16 protein-coding genes are annotated in these 18,765 nt (G+C 72.7%); 8 read left to right on the top strand and 8 right to left on the bottom strand.

Features of this window, described 5'->3' with window-relative positions; all coding sequences use genetic code 11:
• Positions 1-9: 9 nt before the first annotated feature.
• From LQ327_RS17130 to tkt, 3 genes are read right to left on the bottom strand one after another with little or no spacing between them, the layout of a single operon-like run.
• Positions 10-1,659, bottom strand: a complete 1,650-nt coding sequence (locus tag LQ327_RS17130; protein WP_230735794.1) for a phosphoglucose isomerase-related protein — start codon at positions 1,657-1,659, stop codon at positions 10-12.
• Positions 1,656-2,777, bottom strand: coding sequence for a transaldolase (gene tal, locus LQ327_RS17125; RefSeq protein ID WP_230735792.1), 1,122 nt, complete (start codon positions 2,775-2,777; stop codon positions 1,656-1,658). The genes LQ327_RS17130 and tal overlap by 4 nt, the downstream gene beginning before the upstream one ends.
• A gap of 31 nt (positions 2,778-2,808) precedes the next feature.
• The gene (gene tkt, locus LQ327_RS17120; protein WP_230736269.1) at positions 2,809-4,887 is read right to left on the bottom strand and encodes a transketolase; all 2,079 of its coding nucleotides are present in this window, start codon (positions 4,885-4,887) and stop codon (positions 2,809-2,811) included.
• 512 nt (positions 4,888-5,399) lie between these two features.
• Here tkt and LQ327_RS17115 point away from each other — a divergent pair.
• Positions 5,400-6,356, top strand: coding sequence for a heme o synthase (locus LQ327_RS17115; RefSeq protein WP_372460693.1), 957 nt, complete (start codon positions 5,400-5,402; stop codon positions 6,354-6,356).
• A gap of 136 nt (positions 6,357-6,492) precedes the next feature.
• Here LQ327_RS17115 and LQ327_RS17110 read toward each other — a convergent pair whose 3' ends face one another.
• The 5 genes from LQ327_RS17110 to mptB form a co-directional block, all read right to left on the bottom strand.
• Positions 6,493-7,365, bottom strand: a complete 873-nt coding sequence (locus LQ327_RS17110) for an endonuclease domain-containing protein (protein WP_230735791.1) — start codon at positions 7,363-7,365, stop codon at positions 6,493-6,495.
• A 253-nt stretch (positions 7,366-7,618) separates the two neighbouring features.
• Positions 7,619-8,578 carry a COX15/CtaA family protein gene (locus LQ327_RS17105; protein WP_230736266.1) on the bottom strand — a complete coding sequence of 320 codons (960 nt, stop codon included), beginning with the start codon at positions 8,576-8,578 and terminating at the stop codon, positions 7,619-7,621.
• 43 nt (positions 8,579-8,621) lie between these two features.
• Positions 8,622-9,338, bottom strand: a complete 717-nt coding sequence (locus LQ327_RS17100; RefSeq protein ID WP_230736264.1) for an ABC transporter permease — start codon at positions 9,336-9,338, stop codon at positions 8,622-8,624.
• A 77-nt stretch (positions 9,339-9,415) separates the two neighbouring features.
• Entirely contained in the window at positions 9,416-10,342 is a 927-nt protein-coding gene (locus LQ327_RS17095; RefSeq protein ID WP_372460692.1) for an ABC transporter ATP-binding protein, read from the bottom strand.
• A 62-nt stretch (positions 10,343-10,404) separates the two neighbouring features.
• A complete protein-coding gene (mptB, locus tag LQ327_RS17090) occupies positions 10,405-12,033 on the bottom strand; it encodes a polyprenol phosphomannose-dependent alpha 1,6 mannosyltransferase MptB (protein WP_230735786.1) in 1,629 nt (542 codons plus the stop codon).
• A gap of 194 nt (positions 12,034-12,227) precedes the next feature.
• Here mptB and LQ327_RS17085 point away from each other — a divergent pair, with 194 nt between their 5' ends.
• Genes LQ327_RS17085 through LQ327_RS17055 form a run of 7 tightly spaced genes read left to right on the top strand, consistent with a single transcriptional unit; the run spans position 12,228 to position 18,722 of the window.
• On the top strand, positions 12,228-13,040 hold the full coding sequence (locus tag LQ327_RS17085) for a helix-turn-helix transcriptional regulator (protein ID WP_230735785.1): 813 nt from the start codon (positions 12,228-12,230) through the stop codon (positions 13,038-13,040).
• Positions 13,037-14,482: a Fe-S cluster assembly protein SufB gene (gene sufB, locus LQ327_RS17080; protein ID WP_230735783.1), complete on the top strand. Its 1,446-nt coding sequence runs from the start codon at positions 13,037-13,039 to the stop codon at positions 14,480-14,482. Before LQ327_RS17085 ends, sufB begins: the two co-directional genes overlap by 4 nt.
• Positions 14,479-15,684, top strand: coding sequence for a Fe-S cluster assembly protein SufD (gene sufD / locus LQ327_RS17075; RefSeq protein WP_230735781.1), 1,206 nt, complete (start codon positions 14,479-14,481; stop codon positions 15,682-15,684). Before sufB ends, sufD begins: the two co-directional genes overlap by 4 nt.
• 48 nt (positions 15,685-15,732) lie before the next feature.
• Positions 15,733-16,518 (top strand): Fe-S cluster assembly ATPase SufC, encoded by a 786-nt coding sequence (gene sufC / locus LQ327_RS17070; protein ID WP_230735779.1) that lies wholly within the window; start codon positions 15,733-15,735, stop codon positions 16,516-16,518.
• The gene (locus LQ327_RS17065; RefSeq protein WP_230735778.1) at positions 16,515-17,837 is read left to right on the top strand and encodes a cysteine desulfurase; all 1,323 of its coding nucleotides are present in this window, start codon (positions 16,515-16,517) and stop codon (positions 17,835-17,837) included. Before sufC ends, LQ327_RS17065 begins: the two co-directional genes overlap by 4 nt.
• Before the next feature lie 16 nt (positions 17,838-17,853).
• Positions 17,854-18,327: a Fe-S cluster assembly sulfur transfer protein SufU gene (sufU, locus tag LQ327_RS17060; RefSeq protein ID WP_230735776.1), complete on the top strand. Its 474-nt coding sequence runs from the start codon at positions 17,854-17,856 to the stop codon at positions 18,325-18,327.
• A gap of 32 nt (positions 18,328-18,359) precedes the next feature.
• Positions 18,360-18,722, top strand: a complete 363-nt coding sequence (locus tag LQ327_RS17055) for a metal-sulfur cluster assembly factor (RefSeq protein WP_230736262.1) — start codon at positions 18,360-18,362, stop codon at positions 18,720-18,722.
• Positions 18,723-18,765: the final 43 nt, after the last annotated feature.

The raw sequence follows: 18,765 nt of genomic DNA, 5'->3' as shown, positions 1-18,765 counted from the left end.
CGGTGAGGCTCACCGCGTCACCTCCGTGACCGCGTTCGCCAGGGCCACCAGCCCGGCGGCACGGTCGGCCAGGTGCACACGGAGGACGGGACGTCCGTGGTCGGTGAGGACCTGCGCGTCGCCCGCCGCCTGCGCGTGCTGGAGCTGCCCGAACGTGAAGGGCTGGTCGGGGATGGCCAGGTCGTCCGCCACCGAGCCCGTGATCTGCAGGAACACGCCGTTCTGGTGGCCGCCCTTGTGGTACTGCCCGGTGGAGTGCAGGAACCGGGGACCCCAGCCGAAGGTGGTCTGCAGGCCGGTGCGGGCCGCGACCTCGGCGCGCAGCACGATCGCGGACGCGTCGTCGAGCCGGTCCAGGTAGGCCTGCACGGCGACGTAGCCGTGGTCCGGTGCGGCGTTGACCAGCGTCTGGATCGCCTCGGCGAGCGTGCCCGGGCTGCCGAGCCACGGGCCGCCGCGGACCTCGACCGACCCGTCGACGAGCACCGGCGCCTCGTCCTTCGAGGGCGCCGAGCCGGAGTCGGCCTCGGCGAGCAGGTCACGGGTGGCCTGCTTCGCGGACTCGACGTCGGGCTGGTCGAACGGGTTGATCCCGATCAGCCGTCCGGCGAGGGCGACCGCGGTCTCCCAGAGCAGGAACTGGCCGCCGAGGGTGCCCTCGGCGGCGATCTGGGCGTTCCCGACGGCGGGTCCGATGGTCACCACGGTGGCGTCGCTGCCGTGGTCGACGAAGCCGGGGGCGTCGGGGTTCTCGACGACGACCGGCAGGAGCCCGAGGCCCTGCTTGCCGGTGGACTCGGCGATGAGCTGCTCGGCCCAGTCGCCGAAGCCGATCAGCCCGGAGCCGGAGTCGGCCAGCACGACCTTCTCGGCACCCGCGTTGTGGGCCGCGGCGAGGGCGGCACCCAGCAGGACCGCCGGGTTGTCGGCGCTGTCGGCCGCCAGCGCGGGCGCGGCCGCGGCGGCCTCGCCGAGCAGGGCGCCGACGTCGACCCCGGCGAGCGCCGAGGGCACCAGCCCGAACGCGGTGAGCGCCGAGTAGCGCCCGCCGACGTCCGGGTCGGCCTCGATCGTGGCGCGGTAGCCCAGGTTCCCCGCGAGCTCCTCGAGCTTGGTGCCCGGGTCGGTCACCACGACCATCCGGCTCGCGGCGTCGATGCCGTTCGCGGCGAACACCTGCGCGAACGTGCGACGCTGGCTGTCGGTCTCGACGGTGCCGCCGGACTTCGAGCTCACCACCAGCACGGTCCGCGAGAGGTCACCTGCGAGCGCGTCGGAGACCTGGCCGGGGTCGGTGGTGTCGAGCACCGTGATCGGGTGCTCGCCGCCGACCGCCGAGCCGGAGCGGGTGTGGCAGATGACCTCGGGCGCCAGCGACGAGCCGCCCATGCCCGCGAGGACGACGCGGTCGACGCCCTCGGCGTGCAGGTCCCCGCGCAGGGCGGTGAGACGGTCGACCAGCGGGCGCGACGACTCGTGCAGCGACACCCAGCTCAGCCGCCTGGACGCCTCGCTCTGCGCGTCCGGGCCCCACAGCGTGGCGTCCTGACGGGCCAGCGCGGACGCGACGCCGTCGCCGACGAGCTTCTCGACCAGCGCCGCGGCGGCGTCGGCCAGCTGCGGGTCGACCAGCGAGACCGAGACCCCGCCGGCGCTCACGACTGCTCCGGGGAACGGCTCGTCAGCTGCTCCGACACGGTGTCGAGGAGCTCCTTCCAGGAACCGTCGAACTTGTCGACGCCCTCGTTCTCGAGCACCTGGTAGACGTCGCCGACGTCGATCCCGACCTCGGCCAGGGCGGCGAAGACCTCCGCCGCGGCGCTCGCCGTGCCGGAGACCGCGTCGCCGTGCAGCTCGCCGTGGTCGGCGAAGGCGTCGAGGGTGGCCTCGGGCATCGTGTTGACGGTGTTCGGGGCGACCAGCTCGGTCACGTAGAGCGTGTCCGGGTACGCCTTGTTCTTGACGCCCGTGGACGCCCACAGCGGCCGCTGGGCCTTCGCCCCCGCGCCCTGCAGCGTCGCCCACCGCTCGGTGCCGAACACGTCGAGGTAGGCCTGGTAGGCCAGCCGGGCGTTCGCGACGGCGGCCGTCCCGCGCAGCGCGAGGGCGGCGTCGGTGCCGATCTTGTCCAGGCGCTTGTCGACCTCGGAGTCCACGCGCGAGACGAAGAACGAGGCGACCGACCCCATCGTCGTGAGGTCGTGGCCGTTGGCCCGCGCCTGCTCCATGCCGGCGAGGAACGCGTCCATGACGGCGCGGTAACGGTCGACCGAGAAGATCAGCGTGACGTTGACGCTGATCCCCTCCGCGAGCGTGCGGGTGATCGCGGGGAGGCCCTCCGGCGTCGCCGGAATCTTGATCATCAGGTTGGGCCGGTCGACCGTCTTCCAGAGGTCGATCGCCTCGCTGACGGTCGCGTCGGTCTGGTGGGCCTTGCGCGGGTCCACCTCGAGCGAGACGCGGCCGTCGACGCCACCGGTCTCGGTGAACACGCCGCGGAACACGTCGCAGGCGCGGCGGACGTCGTCGGTGGTGATCTCGCGGACCGCGTCGTCGACCGAGGCGCCGCGGCGGGCGAGGTCGTCGAGCTGGTCGGCGTAACCGGCGGCGTCGGCCAGGGCGCCCGCGAAGATCGTCGGGTTCGAGGTGACCCCGACGACGTGCTTCTCGGAGATCAGCGACGCCAGGTTGCCGGTCTCGATCCGCTTGCGGGAGAGGTCGTCGAGCCAGATGGAGACACCGGCGGCTGAGAGGTCGGCCAGGGGGGTCGTGCTCATGATGTCCTCCGGATGGACGGTGTTGGCCGGGTCAGGACGACGTACGGGCCAGCGTGCGGCGCGCCGCGTCCACGACGGCCTCGGCGGTGAAGCCGAACTTCTCGAACAGGGTCTTGTAGTCGGCGCTCGCCCCGAAGTGCTCGATCGAGACGGGCTCGCCGACGGTGCCGATCAGCCGGTACCAGGGCTGGGCGACCCCGGCCTCGACCGAGACCCGTGCGGTGACCTTCGCGGGGATCACGCTCTCGCGGTAGGCCTCGTCCTGGTTCTCGAACCAGTCGAGGCAGGGCATCGACACCACACGGGTGGGGACGCCGTCGGCCTCGAGCGTCGTGCGGGCCTCGACGGCCAGCTGGAGCTCGGAGCCGGTGGCGATGAGGACCACCCGCGGGTCGCCGCCGGTCGCGTCGGCCAGCACGTAGCCGCCCTTCGCGACGCCCTCGGCCGAGGTGCCCTCCAGGACCGGCAGGTTCTGCCGGGTGAGAGCGAGGCCCGCCGGGCCGGTCGGGTTGTCGAGCACCGCCTTGACGGCGTGCGCGGTCTCGTTCGGGTCGCCAGGGCGGACGACCGACATCCGCGGGATCGCGCGCAGGCTCGCGAGCTGCTCGATCGGCTGGTGGGTCGGGCCGTCCTCGCCGAGACCGATCGAGTCGTGGGTCCAGACGTACATCGTCGGCAGGTTCATCAGCGCCGCCAGGCGGACCGGGGGCCGCATGTAGTCGGAGAAGATGAGGAAGGTGCCGCCGTAGGGCCGCGTCCCGCCGTGCAGGGCGATCCCGTTGAGGATCGAGCCCATCGCGTGCTCGCGGACCCCGAAGTGCAGGGTGCGGCCGTAGGGGCTCATCTGCCCCCACATCTCGGTGGTGACCGTGGACGGGCCGAACGAGTCGGCGCCGGCGATCGTCGTGTTGTTGCTCTCCGCGAGGTCGGCCGAGCCACCCCAGAGCTCGGGCAGCTCCGGCCCGATGTTCCCGAGGATCTTCTGCAGCGCCTTGCGGGTGGCCAGCGGCTTCTCGTCGGTGCCCCAGGTCGGCAGGGCATCGGCCCAGCCGGCGGGCAGCTCGCGCTTGGCCATCCGGTCGAACAGCGCCCGGCGCTGCGGGTTGGCCGCCGACCAGTCGTCGAACACCTTGGTCCACGCGTCGTGGGAGACCTTCGAGCGCTCGCCGACCTTGCGGGCGTGGGCGAGGACCTCGTCCTCGACCTGGAACGACTTGTCGGGGTCGAAGCCCAGGATCTTCTTGACGGCGGCGACCTCGTCGGCGCCGAGGGCGGCACCGTGCGCGGCGCCGGAGTTCATCTTGTCGGGCGCCGGGTAGCCGATCACGGTGCGCAGCGCGATGAAGCTCGGCCGGTCGGTGACCGCCTTGGCGTTGTCGATCGCCTCGCGGATGCCGACGACGTTCTCGCCGCCGCGCACCACCTGGGTGTGCCAGCCGTAGGCCTCGTAGCGCCCGACCACGTCCTCCGAGAGCGCCACCGTGGTGTCGTCCTCGATCGAGATGTGGTTGTCGTCGTAGAAGACGACGAGGTTGCCGAGCTGCTGGCGGCCGGCGATCGAGCTCGCCTCCGCCGTCACGCCCTCCTCGATGTCCCCGTCCGAGGCGATGACGTAGATGAAGTGGTCGAACGGGCTCTCGCCCGGCGCGGCGTCCGGGTCGAACAGGCCGCGCTCGCGACGCGCCGACATCGCCATGCCCACCGACGACGCGAGCCCCTGGCCCAGCGGGCCGGTCGTGATCTCGACGCCCTTGGTGTGCTGGTACTCGGGGTGGCCCGGGGTCAGCGAGCCCCAGGTGCGCAGCGCCTCGAGATCCTTCAGCTCCAGGCCGTAGCCGGCGAGGAAGAGCTGGATGTAGAGCGTGAGGCTGGAGTGACCGGCCGAGAGGACGAAGCGGTCGCGTCCGGGCCAGCTCGGGTCGGCCGGGTCGTGGCGCATGGTGTGCTGGAACAGCGTGTACGCCAGCGGGGCCAGCGACATGGCCGTGCCCGGGTGCCCGTTGCCGACCTTCTGCACCGCGTCGGCGGCCAGGACGCGCACGGTGTCGACCGTGCGCTGGTCGAGGTCGGACCAGTCGTCCGGGCGGTTCGGTGTGGTGAGGGCGGCGATCTCCGCCGGCGATTCACTGAGCGGGGTGCTGGCAGCGCTTCCAGCGTCGGTCGTGGTCACGAACCTGCTCTCCCTGGTGCGTCGTGAGCCGCGGCGCGGATGCCCACGGCTCGGTGTGTCCCGGTCCCTCTCGAACCACCGGCTCGAACCTGCCGGCGGGGGACTCGGGGTCACGATCAGCCGGGGTGCGGCTGGATCGATCCCGAATGCCCGTCGGGAACCCATGTTGCCACGCCGAGGTGTCCCGCAGGTGCACCATCGGGGCCTGCCCGGCGACTACCCGTTCCCGCGCGCGAGGACACCCGCCGCCTAGGATCGGCGCCTGCTCCGGCCAGGCCCTCCGACGCGCGGCGTCGGTGAGCTGCCTCGCACGCGTGGAACACGCGCGGGGGCCGGGCGAGCGGGCCGGACGCCCGGGGTGCAGACTGCACCGACGACAGCGTGTAGGAGGTGGCGGTCGGGTGACTCCCGAGGCGCCGCCGGCGGGACGCGGGAGAGGACCGGGTGATCGGGTGAGCACGGCGGTCGGTCCGGCGCCGACGGGGGACCGGACCAGGCTCGGTGGGCTGTGGGCCCGCTCCGTGGCCACCGTCCGCGCGTACCTCGCGCTGACGAAGGCCCGGATCATCGAGCAACTGCTGGTGGTCACGGTCCCGGCGATGATGCTCGCGCAGCGGGCGGTGCCGTCGCTGTGGCTCGTGCTCGCCGTCCTCGTGGGCGGTGCCGCGGCCGCGGCCAGCGCGCACGCCCTCAACTGCGTCATCGACGCGGACATCGACGCCAAGATGGCCCGCACCCGCAAGCGGCCGCTGGCGCGCGACGCGGTGCCCCGCTCCCACGCGCTGGTGTTCGGACTGGTGCTCGGCGCCGGCTCCGCGGTGTGGCTGGGACTCACGGCGAACTGGGTCGCGGCCGGCCTCTCGGTCGCGGCGATCGCCTTCTACATCGTCGTCTACACGCTGGTGCTCAAGCGCCGGACCTCGCAGAACATCGTCTGGGGCGGCGCCGCCGGCTGCATGCCCGTCGTGATCGGCTGGGCGGCCGTGACGGGCACCGTCGGCTGGCCGGCGCTCGTGCTCTTCGGGATCATCTTCTTCTGGACGCCGCCCCACTTCTGGGCCCTCGCGATGCGGTACCGCGACGAGTACGCGGCGGCCGGGGTGCCGATGCTCCCGGTGGTGGCCTCGCCCCAGCGGGTGAGCCGGCAGATCGTCCTCTACTCGTGGGCGATGGTGGCCTGGTCGGCGCTGCTGATCCCGGCGACCTCGTGGATCTACCTGGGGACGGCCGTCGTCGGCGGGCTCTGGTTCCTGATCGCGGCGCACCGGCTCGACCGGGCCGTGCACCGCGACGAGGTCGTCAACTCGATGCGGCTGTTCCACCTGTCGAACACCTACCTCACGGGGCTCTTCGTGGCGGTCGCGGTGGACTCGGCGTTCGGGTGGCCGGCGCTGGGGTGGCCCTTCTAGGGCTCTTCCTCGGTCTGTTGGCGGGGCTGGGACGGCTGAGGTGGGGCGGCTGCGCTCGTTCGCTCCGCCCGGCCACCTCGCCAGGGGTAAACCACGCACGTGTGACACGCGGTGCGCCCGCCTGACGTGGCCCTGATCAGGGCTTCCGTGCGGCCAGCGCCGCGAGGACCCGCTTCGCGAACGCACGGGGGAAGCGGAGGTCCTGCGCCGTGCAGGGGAGCACGAGCCAGCCGGCGCCCGCGAGCTCGGCGAACCGCGCCTGGTCGTGCATCCACTGGTCGCGATCGGTGCGGTGGTGATCCCCCTGGTACTCGGCGGCCACCTTCGCCTCCTCCCAGCCGAGGTCGACGTGCCCGACGAACCAGCCCTCGCCGTCGCACACCTCCAGCTGTGGCACCGGCGGCGGCACCCCGTGATCGACGAGCCCGAGCCGCATCCGGGTCTCCGGGGGCGAGCCGGACCGACGGTCCGCCCGGGCCACCGCCTCGGGCACCCGGCTCGCGCCGCGGGATCGTGGCCGGGACTCCACCGTCGCCAGCAGCTCCGTCGGGTCGAAGCCACCTCTCCGGGCGAGTGCGTCCAGTGCCACGACTCCCTCGATCGGGTCAAGCTCGCGGACGAGATCCCACGCGGTCCGCAGTGCGGTGGTGACCAGCAGGCCCTCGACCTGCTCGATCTCGGCGGGCGCGAGCACGTCCTGACGAATCCGCAGGCCCGGCCGCGGACGGACCCGCCGCCGCCCGACGACGAGGTCCACCGGCGCCGTCCGACGCCCACAGCTCGCCCCGAGGAGCTCCGCCGCCGCGTACCCGCCGATCACAGCCCCCTCGACGTAGAGCGCGGCCTCGGCCGCCCGCCCCGCGAGGTCGGCCGGGCCCGCGACCTGGTCGCTCAGGACGTGCACGTCCGGGAAGAGCCGCTCGACCGACGGACCGGCCACCCGACCGCGGCTGATCTTCCCGGCCGCGATCGCCTCGCTCGCCCGGAACGGCCCAGCGATGTCCTCCATGCCTCTTGGAGCCCCGCGTCGCGTCTTCGGTTCCCTGGCTCGACGACGGGCACATCACGCAGCCCGAGCGGCCGCCGGACAGGCCTGACGTGCTCCTGATCATCAGGCTGGTGTCGGCGGCGCTCACCCACCTGATGACGGGCACATCACGCAGGCCCGCAACGCGCTCTACCTGCGCCATGTGCTGTTGATCAGCAGAGGGCGAGGCGAGGCGGGCGAGGGGCAGAGAGCCCAGCGCCCCGAGAGCGAACCCCTACCGCGCCGACAACGCCGGCGCCGCCACCGCGTCCGCCCCGCCGGACGGCAGCGCGTGAGCCGGCTCCGTCGTCGCCGCCCACAGCCAGGCCATGGCCGCCGTCGTCACCATCGCGCCTAGCACGTGGAAGGCGACCAGCACCTCGGGCACGCCGAGCGCGTACTGGATCCCGCCCAGCGCGCCCTGCGCGAGCGTCACGAGCACGAGCACCCGGAAGCGCACGACCACCGGCCGCGGCGCCCCGACGGCGTGCAGCAGGAACCCGAGCCCCACCAGCAGCCCGAGGAACGCGAACAGCAGGTCCGCGTGGGCGGTCGCGAGCTGCGGCACCGACAGCGCTTCCAGCCGGGGGGTCGAGGCGTCGCCGGCGTGCGGGCCGGCGGAGGTCACGAGGGTCCCGACGACGAGCAGCGCCCCGAGGACCGTCGCGCTCACCGCGAGCAGTCCGCGCACCGAGCGGCCGACGGTCGGCACGCGCTCCGAGGACCCACGGTCCAGCGCCCACGCGTCGCGCGCGAGCAGCACGGCCAGCCACACGAGCGGGATCGACACCAGGAAGTGCGGGGCGACGGTGTACCAGGCGAGCCCCGTCAGCACCGTGATCCCGCCCAGCACGGCCTGCGCCACCACGCCGAGGGGCATGGCGCACGCCAACCACAGCAGCCGACGACGGCGGGGACGCACGAACAGCGCCGCGATCACGCACGCGCCCGTGACCAGCACCAGCCCGATCCCGAGCAGCCGGTTCGAGAACTCCACCCACTGGTGCAGCGCCGCGACCTCGGGGTTCGGCTTCGGCACGAGGCTGCCGGGGAAGCACTCCGGCCACGTCGGACAGCCCAGCCCGGATCCGGTGACGCGGACGACGGCGCCGGTGACGGCGATGCCGCCCTGCCCGACGACGGCGAGCACCGCGAGCACGCGCATGAGCACCGGGGGCGTGGACCACCGTGTCATCACGCGGGCCAGCCTACGACAGTCGGTAGGAGAGCCGGCACGGTCAGTCCCACCGCAGCGTCCGCGCCGCCACGAGCCCGGCGACGACCCCCCAGACCACGAGCACCACCACGTGCGACACCCCGGGCGTGCCGCCCAGCAGCACGGCGCGCAGCCCCTCGGCGAGCGCCCCGCTCGGCAGCAGTTCGACCACCGCGCCCAACCCGCCGGGCAGCTGGTCGGCCGGCACCACGATCCCGCCCACGAACAGCAGCACGAACCACACCACGTTCGCGATCACCAGCACGAGGTCCGCCCGTACCGCTCCGCCGAGCAGCAGCCCGCACGCCCCGAACGCCGCGGCGCCGAGCACCACGAGCAGCAGCGCCCAGCCGATCGCCGCCGCCTCCGGCCGCCACCCGAGCAGCAGCCCGACCCCGCCCAGCACGACGACCTGGATGAGGACGACGGCGGCCATCCCGCCGAGTCGTCCGGTGATCACGAGCCAGCGGGGGATCGCCGTCGCGGCCAGCCGGCGCATGAGCCCGTAGCGGCGGTCGAAGCCGAGCGCGATGGCCTGGCTGGTGAAACCGGTGGACATCATCGCCAGGGCGAGCACGGTACCGAGCGCGGCGTTCACCCGCGGGTCGGGCAGGTCGACCAGGCCGCGCAGTAGCGTCAGCCCGACGAGCAGCGCGAGCGGGATGACCAGCGTGAGGAGCAGCTGCTCGGAGTGGCGCAGCGCGAGCAGCGTCTCGGTCCGGGTGTGGACGGCGAGCATGCGGGCCCGCGAGCCGATACCGGGGTCGGGGGTGAAGGTGCCGCTCGGGAACGGCGTGCCCGGGGGAGTCTCGGTGCTCACGAGCGCAGCTCCCGTCCGGTGAGGTCGAGGAAGACGTCCTCGAGGCTGCGGCGGCCGACCCGGACCTCGTCGGCGAGCACGCCCTGGCGCGCACACCACGCGGTGACCGCGGCGAGCACCTGCGGGTCGATGTCGCCCTCGATCGTGTATTGCCCTGGTGGTCCCTCGGAGCTGGCGTGGCCCTCGGGGAGGACCTCGTCGAGCAGCGCCAGGTTCATGCCTGGCGCGGCGCGGAATCGCATCCGCCGCTCGGAGCCGGTGGCGGTCAGCTCGTCGGGCGATCCCGCGGCGACGACCCGGCCGTGGTCGACGATGACGACGTCGTCGGCGAGCGCCTCGGCCTCCTGCATGAGGTGCGTGGTGAGCAGCACGGCGACGCCGTCGGCGCGCAGCGACCGCACCAGGTCCCACACCAGGTGGCGGCCCTGCGGGTCGAGGCTGGCGGTGGGCTCGTCGAGGAAGACCAGCTCCGGGCGCCCGACGACGGCGCACGCCAGGCTCAGGCGCTGCTGCTGGCCGCCGGAGAGGCGTTTGTAGGGCAGCCGGGCGCACGAGTCGAGCCCCAGGGTGCGGACCAGCCAGCCGGTGTCCAGCGGCCGGGCGGAGCAGGCGGCGACGAGGTCGAGCATCTCGCGCACGCGCACCATCGGGTACGCGCCCCCGCCCTGCGGCATGACACCCATGCGGGCGCGCAGCGCCTCGGGCGCCCCGGTGGGGTCGGCGCCGAGCACCCGCACCGAGCCGGAGGTCCGCTCGCGGAAGCCCTCGCAGACCTCCACCGTCGTCGTCTTGCCCGCGCCGTTGGGGCCGAGCAGCGCGAGGACGCGGCCGTGGTGGAGGTCGAGATCGAGGTGGTCCACGGCGGTCGTCTCGCCGTAGCGCACGACGAGGTCGCGGACCTCGACGGCCGGAGTGGTCCCCACGGCGACCACCCTAGGTCGCGGGGAAGCGGACAGGGGTGCACGGGTACGACCGGACGGCCCGCTCAGGAGACCTCCTCGGTGACCGGCTGCTCGGTGTCCTCGTCGGTGCGCCGGGGCGGGATGCGCGGGGTGTGGCCGCGCGAGGCGAGCAGCGGGACCACGGCCACCGCGAGCGCGGCGAAGATCGCCATCGGGAGCTGGTAGGCGCGGAAGGTGAAGTCGTTGCCGGTCGGCGGCACGAGCAGCGCCACCGAGGCACAGACGGCCACGGCCACCCCCCGGATGCGCGGCGCGGTGACCGACGCGGCCAGCGGGACCATCAGCCACAGCAGGTACCAGGGGTGCAGCACCGGGCCGGCCAGGAAGACCGCCCCGAACCCGTACGCGACGCCCGCCACCGGGTGCAGCCGCCCGCGCAGGACCGCGAGCACCAGCAGCGCGCACACCAGCGCCGCGACGCCGAGCCCGGCCGAGCGGGTGAGCGCGAGGACGGCGTCGGTGTGGTCGCCGAGCTGCAGCGCGATGCCGACCTGCCCGCCGAGCACGCCGAGGTCGGTGGTGACCGACAGCCAGCTGCGCAGCAGGTTCGGCACCGACAGCGCGGCGATCCACCCGAAGCCCAGGCCCGAGAACACCGACACCGCGGCCACCACGGCCAGACCGGTGGCCGACACGAGCGCGCCCCAGCGCACCAGCGCGAGGATCCCGTCCTTGCCCTGCGGGTCCCGGCCGGAGGCGAGGCAGCGCTCCCGCGCGACGTGCGCGGCCAGGAACGCCAGCGCCAGGATCGCCGGAATCTTCCCCGAGGCCCCCAGCCCGATGATCACCGCGCCGAGGATCCAGGAACGGCGGAAACCGATCTCGAGACCGAAGAACACGACGCCGAGCATGATCGCGTCGTTGTGGATGCCCGAGACCAGGTGGAACAGCACCAGCGGGCTGATCGCCAGCCACAGCGCCGCGATCGGCTCGACGCCCGCGCGGCGGGCCAGGTGCGGCGCCGCCCAGATCACCAGGCCGATGCCGACCAGCGCCAGGACCCGGTGCAGGTAGACGCCGAGCACGATGTCGTCGCCCGCGATCGCGGTGACCAGCCGGCCGAACGTGAGGAAGCCGGGGCCGTACGGCGACGGCGTGGTGCGCCATATCGTCGGGATGCTCGCGACGAGGGGATCGTCGAGCCCCAGCGCCTGCGCGGCGCCGAAGACGTACGGGTCGAACCCGCGGGAGACCACCTCGGACTGCGAGAGGTAGCCGTAGACGTCGGTGGAGAACAGCGGCGGCGCGACGGCGAGCGGCGCCGCCCACATGACGAGGATGCGGGTGAGCTGGCGGACGGTGAGCCGGACCCGCCCCGGCCAGGCGAGCCGGCCCAGCCACAGCCAGGCCAGCACCATCATGCCCATGCCGACGTAGGCGATCGCGAGCGAGACCGTCGGCAGCCGCGCGGGCAGGCCGAGCACCCGGACGCCGAGCAGCGGGTTGTACGCCGAGGCGGGGGTGGCGCCGCAGCCGAGCGCGCCGACCGCCATGAGCAGCGAGCCGGTGAACCCGAAGCGCCGGCAGAACCGCAGCCGGCGACGCTCGTCGGGGGTGGCGGGAGCCTCGGCGCGCCGCACGTCGCTCTCCGCCGGGGAGGGTCCCGACGGCGAGGACTCCTCCGAGGGGGCCGTCGGTGCCGTGGCCGTCACCTCGGGAACGATACCGAGGGCCCGTGACCCGCCTGTTCGAGGCCCGCTCGGGTGACCCGTGACACGCCCGTGGGCACCGGCTTTGCCGCCCTCGCGGATATACGCAAGACTGGTGTTGTCAAAAGCCGGGCCCGAGGTTCATGATCGGCCGTGGACCCGGACATCATCGATCGGAGCGGACGGAGGTGGACGACGTGGTGGTGGACCAGCCCGACGCGGCCCACGCCGAGCACGCCCGGTCGGCGGCCGACGGCCGCACCCGCGACGCCGTCGTGCGCGTACTCCTCGAGCAGGGCCCGACGACGGCGGGTGTGCTCGCCGACCAGCTCCACCTCTCCGGTCCGGGCGTGCGGCGCCACCTCGACGCCCTGGTGGCCGAGGGCAGCGTCGCGACCCGGGACGCCCCGCAGGCCGCGGGCCGCAAGCGGGGCCGCCCCGCGCGCCAGTTCCTCCTGACGGCGAGCGGCCGCGCCCGGGTCGGGCGAGGGGAGGACGGCCCCGCTGAGCTCGCGGTGGCCGCCCTGCGCCGGCTCGGCGAGGCCGCCGGGGAGGAGGCCGTGAAGGCCTTCGCCCGGGAGCGGGCCCTCGCGATGGTGGGGGAGCACCGCGAGCACGTCCTCGCCGGAACCGACCGCGCCGAGCGCGCGGCCCGGCTGGCCGGGGCGCTCACCGCGGAGGGCTACGCCGCGACCACGCGGGGCGCCGGCGCGGACGACGGCCTCGACGCCCGGGTGACGGGCGAGCAGCTCTGCCAGCACCACTGCCCCGTCGCCGACGTCGCCGCGGAGTTCCCGGCGCTGTGCGAGGCCGAGGCCGAGGTGTTCGCCGAACTGCTGGGCACCCACGTCCAGCGGCTCGCCACGATCGCGCGCGGCGACGCCGCGTGCACCACCCACGTCCCGGCGCAGCAGGCGCGCGGGGCGGACGAGCAGCACGACCAGACGGGCACCACCCCCGCCGCCACCACCGGTGCGGGGCCCGACGTCAAGGGAAGGCAGGTCGTATGACCACCGCTGCGGAGCGGACCACACCGCAGGAGCCCCTCAGCCAGGAGGAGACCCTCGCCTCCCTGGGGAGCTACCAGTTCGGCTGGCACGACAGCGACGACGCGGGCGCGAGCGCCCAGCGCGGCCTGAACGAGGCGGTCGTCCGCGACATCTCGTCCAAGAAGGACGAGCCCGACTGGATGCTCCAGAGCCGACTGAAGGCGCTGGGCCTGTTCGACAAGAAGCCGATGCCGCAGTGGGGCTCGGACCTGTCGGGCATCCACTTCGACAACATCAAGTACTTCGTCCGCTCGACGGAGAAGCAGGCCGCCTCCTGGGAGGACCTGCCCGAGGACATCAAGGCGACGTACGACAAGCTCGGCATCCCCGAGGCCGAGAAGGAGCGCCTCGTCGCGGGTGTGGCCGCGCAGTACGAGTCCGAGGTCGTGTACCACCAGATCCGCGAGGACCTGGAGCAGCAGGGCGTCATCTTCATGGACACCGACACCGGGCTGCGCGAGCACCCGGAGCTGTTCGAGGAGTACTTCGGGTCGGTGATCCCGGCCGGGGACAACAAGTTCTCCGCGCTGAACTCCGCGGTGTGGTCCGGCGGCTCGTTCATCTACGTGCCCAAGGGCGTCCACGTGGACATCCCGCTGCAGGCCTACTTCCGGATCAACACCGAGAACATGGGCCAGTTCGAGCGGACGCTGATCATCGTCGACGAGGACGCCTACGTCCACTACGTCGAGGGCTGCACGGCGCCGATCTACTCGTCGGACTCGCTGCACTCCGCGGTCGTCGAGATCGTCGTGAAGAAGGGCGGCCGCTGCCGCTACACGACCATCCAGAACTGGTCGAACAACGTCTACAACCTGGTCACCAAGCGCGCCAAGGCGGAAGAGGGCGCGACCATGGAGTGGGTCGACGGCAACATCGGCTCCAAGGTGACCATGAAGTACCCGGCCGTCTGGCTGACCGGTCCGCACGCCAAGGGCGAGGTGCTCTCGGTGGCGTTCTCCGGCGAGGGCCAGCACCAGGACGCCGGTGCCAAGATGGTGCACCTCGCGCCGCACACGTCGTCGACGATCATCTCGAAGTCGGTGGCCCGCGGCGGCGGACGGACCTCCTACCGCGGCCTGGTGCGGGTGAACAAGGGTGCGCACCACTCGCGGTCGACGGTGAAGTGCGACGCGCTGCTCGTCGACACGATCAGCCGCAGCGACACGTACCCGTACGTCGACGTCCGCGAGGACGACGTGACGATGGGCCACGAGGCGACCGTCTCGAAGGTCAGCGAGGACCAGCTCTTCTACCTGATGTCCCGCGGCCTCACCGAGGACGAGGCCATGGCGATGATCGTGCGTGGGTTCGTCGAGCCCATCGCGCGCGAGCTCCCCATGGAGTACGCGCTCGAGCTCAACCGCCTGATCGAGCTGCAGATGGAGGGTGCTGTCGGATGACGGTCCAGGACACGGACCCCGGAATCCCGACGGCAGCCGCGGTCAAGACCGCTCCGTGGGAGGAGCGCTTCACCTCCTACGACGTCGAGGCCTTCGAGGTCCCCGGCGGACGTGAGGAGCAGTGGCGGTTCACGCCGCTGCGGCGCCTGCGCGGTCTGCACGACGGCTCCGCGTCCGTCGACGGCCAGATCGACGTCGCGGTCGTCTCCGGGTTCGGCGACGCCGCGTCGTCCGACCTCGGCGGCGTCCGGCACGAGACCGTCGGCCGCGACGACCCGCGCCTCGGCGACGGCGGCATCCCCGCCGACCGCGTCGCGGCGCAGGCGTGGTCCGGGTTCACGCGGGCCCACGTGGTCACCGTGAACGAGGCCCGTTCCGACGACGAGCCGCTGACGATCACCGTCACCGGCCCCGGCCAGGGCTCGACGGCGTACGCGCACCTGCAGCTGCGCCTGGAGCACCACGCCGAGGCCGTCGTCGTCCTCGACCACCGGGGCTCCGGCACGGTCGCGGCGAACACCGAGTTCGTCGTCGCCGACGGCGCGAAGCTCGAGATCGTCGAGGTGCACGACTGGGCCGACGACGCGGTCTACGTCGGGGCCCAGCACCTCTCGGTGGGCCGCGACGCGACGATCCGGCACACGTCGGTGACGCTCGGCGGCGACCTCGTCCGCCTCTCGCCGGTGATCAACTACCGGGCGCCGGGCGGCGACGCCGAGCTCGACGGGCTGTACTTCGCCGACGGCGGGCAGCACTTCGAGCAGCGCCTGCTCGTGGACCACTCGGTGGTGAACTGCCGGTCGCGCGTGATGTACAAGGGCGCGCTGCAGGGAGTCGAGGGCGGGACGGCGGCCCACACCGTCTGGATCGGCGACGTGCTGATCCGCAAGGCGGCCGAAGGCACCGACACCTACGAGCTCAACCGGAACCTGCTGCTCACCGACAACGCGCGGGCCGACTCGGTGCCGAACCTCGAGATCGAGACCGGCGAGATCGTCGGTGCCGGCCACGCCTCCGCGACCGGCCGGTTCGACGACGAGCAGCTGTTCTACCTGATGTCCCGCGGCGTCCCCGAGGCGGCGGCCCGACGGCTCGTCGTGCGCGGGTTCTTCGGCGAGGTCATCCAGAAGGTCCGCGTGCCCGCCCTGCGCGACCGGCTCGAGGCGGCCATCGAGGCCGAGCTCGAAGCCGTCGGCGCCTGAGCACGCCGCTCCCCACCACCACACGAACGCGTCAGTGAAAGAGGCTTGATGTCCACCCTCGAGATCCGCGACCTGCACGTCGAGGTCGAGACCGAGTCCGGTCCCAAGGAGATCCTGCGCGGCGTCGACCTGACCGTGAACTCGAACGAGACCCACGCGATCATGGGCCCGAACGGTTCCGGCAAGTCGACGCTGGCCTACTCCATCGCGGGCCACCCGAAGTACACCGTCACCCAGGGCGACGTGCTCCTCGACGGCGAGAACGTCCTCGAGATGGCCGTCGACGAGCGCGCCCGGGCCGGCCTGTTCCTCGCGATGCAGTACCCCGTCGAGGTGCCCGGCGTCTCGATGTCGAACTTCCTGCGCTCGGCCGCCACGGCCACCCGGGGCGAGGCCCCGAAGGTCCGGCACTGGGTCAAGGAGGTCAAGAACGCGATGAGCGACCTCGAGATCGACCCGTCCTTCGCGGAGCGCTCCGTGAACGAGGGCTTCTCCGGCGGTGAGAAGAAGCGCCACGAGGTGCTGCAGCTCTCGCTGCTCAAGCCCAAGTTCGCGGTGCTCGACGAGACCGACTCCGGCCTCGACGTCGACGCGCTGCGCATCGTCAGCAAGGGCGTCAACGAGTACAAGGCGCAGTCCGACGTCGGGATCATGCTGATCACCCACTACACCCGGATCCTGCGCTACATCTCGCCGGACCGCGTGCACGTGTTCGTGAACGGCAAGGTCGTCGAGTCCGGCGGCCCGGAGCTCGCCGACGAGCTCGAGGAGAACGGCTACGTCCGCTTCACGGGCAGCGCCGCGGAGTCCAGCAAGGAGGAGCAGCCGGCATGACCGCACTCGCACCCGTCACGGGTGCGACGCTGGATGTCGAGAAGATCCGCGCGGACTTCCCCATCCTGAGCCGCACCGTCCGCGACGGGAAGCCGCTGATCTACCTCGACTCCGGGGCGACGTCACAGCGCCCGCGCCAGGTGCTCGACGCCGAGCGGACGTTCCTCGAGACGTCCAACGCGGCGGTGCACCGCGGCGCGCACGCGCTGTCCGAGGAGGCGACCGACGCCTACGAGTCGGCCCGGTCGCGGATCGCGGCGTTCATCGGCGCCGACCCCGGCATCGAGACCTCCGAGATCGTGTTCACCAAGAACGCGACCGAGGCGCTCAACCTCGTCGCGTACTCGATGTCGAACGCGACGTTCTCCGACGACCCGGCCGCGCAGCGCTTCCGGGTCGGCCCCGGCGACGAGGTCGTCGTCACGGAGATGGAGCACCACGCCAACCTGGTGCCGTGGCAGGAGTTCTGCCGGCGCACCGGGGCGACGCTGCGGTGGTTCTCGGTCACCTCCGACGGGCGGCTCGATCTCGACTCCGCCGAGGCGCGGTCGGTGATCAACGAGCGGACCAAGGTCGTCGCGTTCACCCACCAGTCCAACGTGCTGGGCACCGTCAACCCGGTCGGGACGCTGGTGGAGCGGGCGAAGGCGGTCGGCGCGTACACCGTGCTCGACGCCTGCCAGTCGGTGCCGCACGCCCCGGTCGACGTGCGCGCCCTCGACGTGGACTTCGCGGCGTTCTCCGGGCACAAGATGCTCGGGCCCTCCGGCATCGGGGTGCTCTACGGCCGCCGCGCGCTGCTCGAGGCGCTGCCGCCGTTCCTGACCGGCGGGTCGATGATCGAGCTCGTCCGCATGGAGGGCTCGACCTACGCGGCCCCGCCGGCCCGGTTCGAGGCCGGCGTCCCGATGACCTCGCAGGCCGTCGGGCTCGGTGCCGCCGTGGACTACCTCTCCGAGATCGGCATGGAGAACGTCCACGCGCACGAGAACGTCCTCACCGCCGCGGCGCTCGAGGGGCTGCAGGCCATCGACGGCGTGACGATCATCGGCCCGCGCACCACCGAGGCGCGCGGGGGAGCGGTGTCGTTCGAGATCGACGGCGTGCACCCGCACGACGCGTCGCAGGTGCTCGACGACTCCGGGATCGCGGTCCGCGTCGGCCACCACTGCGCCTGGCCGCTGCACCGCGCGTTCGGCGTGCAGAGCTCCATCCGCGCGAGCTTCCACGTCTACAACACCCTCGACGAGGTCGCGGCGCTGCTCGACGGCGTGCGCCGGGTGCAGGACTTTTTCGCCCGCGACGGCGTTGTGCTCTGAGTGGAGGGGTGACGCCGTGAAGCTCGAGACGATGTACCAGGAGATCATCCTGGACCACTACCGCAACCCGCACGGCCACGGGCTGCGGGACCCGTTCGACGCCGAGGTCCACCACGTGAACCCGACCTGCGGCGACGAGGTGACCCTGCGGGTGCACCTCGACGGCTCCGGTCCGGACGCGAAGGTCGTCGACGTCTCCTACGACGCGATGGGCTGCTCGATCAGCCAGGCCGCGACGTCGGTGCTCAACGACCTCGTCGTCGGGCGCACCGTCGGCGAGTCGTTCGACGTCCTGGCCGAGTACCAGAAGATGGTCCAGGGCCGTGGCAAGGTCGAGCCCGACGAGGACGTGCTCGACGACGCCGTCGCCTTCGCCGGCGTCGCCGCCTACCCGGCGCGCGTCAAATGCGCGCTGCTGGGCTGGTTCGCGTTCAAGGACGCAGTGGCGCAGGCTGACGACAACGCTCCCGAGCTGGAGGAACACCAGTGACCGAGACCGAGACGCCCCGTGGCGCCGAGGGCATGCCCGAGACGAGCGCCCCCAGGGCCGAGATGCCGTCGATCGACGACCTCGAGGAGGCCATGCGCGACGTCGTCGACCCCGAGCTGGGGATCAACGTCGTCGACCTGGGCCTGCTCTACGGCATCCACGTCGACAGCGAGGACGTCGGCACCGTCGCGACCCTGGACCTGACGCTGACGTCGGCGGCCTGCCCGCTGACCGACGTCATCGAGGACCAGTCGCGGGCGGCGCTGACCAAGGGCCCGGGCGGCGGCCTCGTGAACGACGTCCGGATCAACTGGGTCTGGATGCCGCCGTGGGGCCCGGACAAGATCACCGAGGACGGCCGCGAGCAGCTGCGCGCGCTCGGCTTCACCGTGTAGGTGCGCTCCGCGCTCGTGAGCACTAATCAGTGCCATAGCACCG

Source organism: Actinomycetospora endophytica (assembly GCF_021026375.1).
Taxonomy (GTDB): domain Bacteria; phylum Actinomycetota; class Actinomycetes; order Mycobacteriales; family Pseudonocardiaceae; genus Actinomycetospora; species Actinomycetospora endophytica.
The sequence above is the reverse complement of the archived record's forward strand: the minus strand, read 5'-3'. Positions and strand labels throughout refer to the sequence as shown.

Coding starts and splice junctions, on each gene's coding strand:
- tal (WP_230735792.1), bottom strand. CDS start 2,777: ATGAGCACGACCCCCCTGGCCGACCTCTCAGCCGCCGGTGTCTCCATC.
- LQ327_RS17110 (WP_230735791.1), bottom strand. CDS start 7,365: ATGGAGGACATCGCTGGGCCGTTCCGGGCGAGCGAGGCGATCGCGGCC.
- LQ327_RS17105 (WP_230736266.1), bottom strand. CDS start 8,578: ATGACACGGTGGTCCACGCCCCCGGTGCTCATGCGCGTGCTCGCGGTG.
- LQ327_RS17100 (WP_230736264.1), bottom strand. CDS start 9,338: ATGCTCGCCGTCCACACCCGGACCGAGACGCTGCTCGCGCTGCGCCAC.
- sufB (WP_230735783.1), top strand. CDS start 13,037: ATGACCACCGCTGCGGAGCGGACCACACCGCAGGAGCCCCTCAGCCAG.
- sufD (WP_230735781.1), top strand. CDS start 14,479: ATGACGGTCCAGGACACGGACCCCGGAATCCCGACGGCAGCCGCGGTC.
- sufC (WP_230735779.1), top strand. CDS start 15,733: ATGTCCACCCTCGAGATCCGCGACCTGCACGTCGAGGTCGAGACCGAG.
- LQ327_RS17065 (WP_230735778.1), top strand. CDS start 16,515: ATGACCGCACTCGCACCCGTCACGGGTGCGACGCTGGATGTCGAGAAG.
- LQ327_RS17055 (WP_230736262.1), top strand. CDS start 18,360: ATGCCCGAGACGAGCGCCCCCAGGGCCGAGATGCCGTCGATCGACGAC.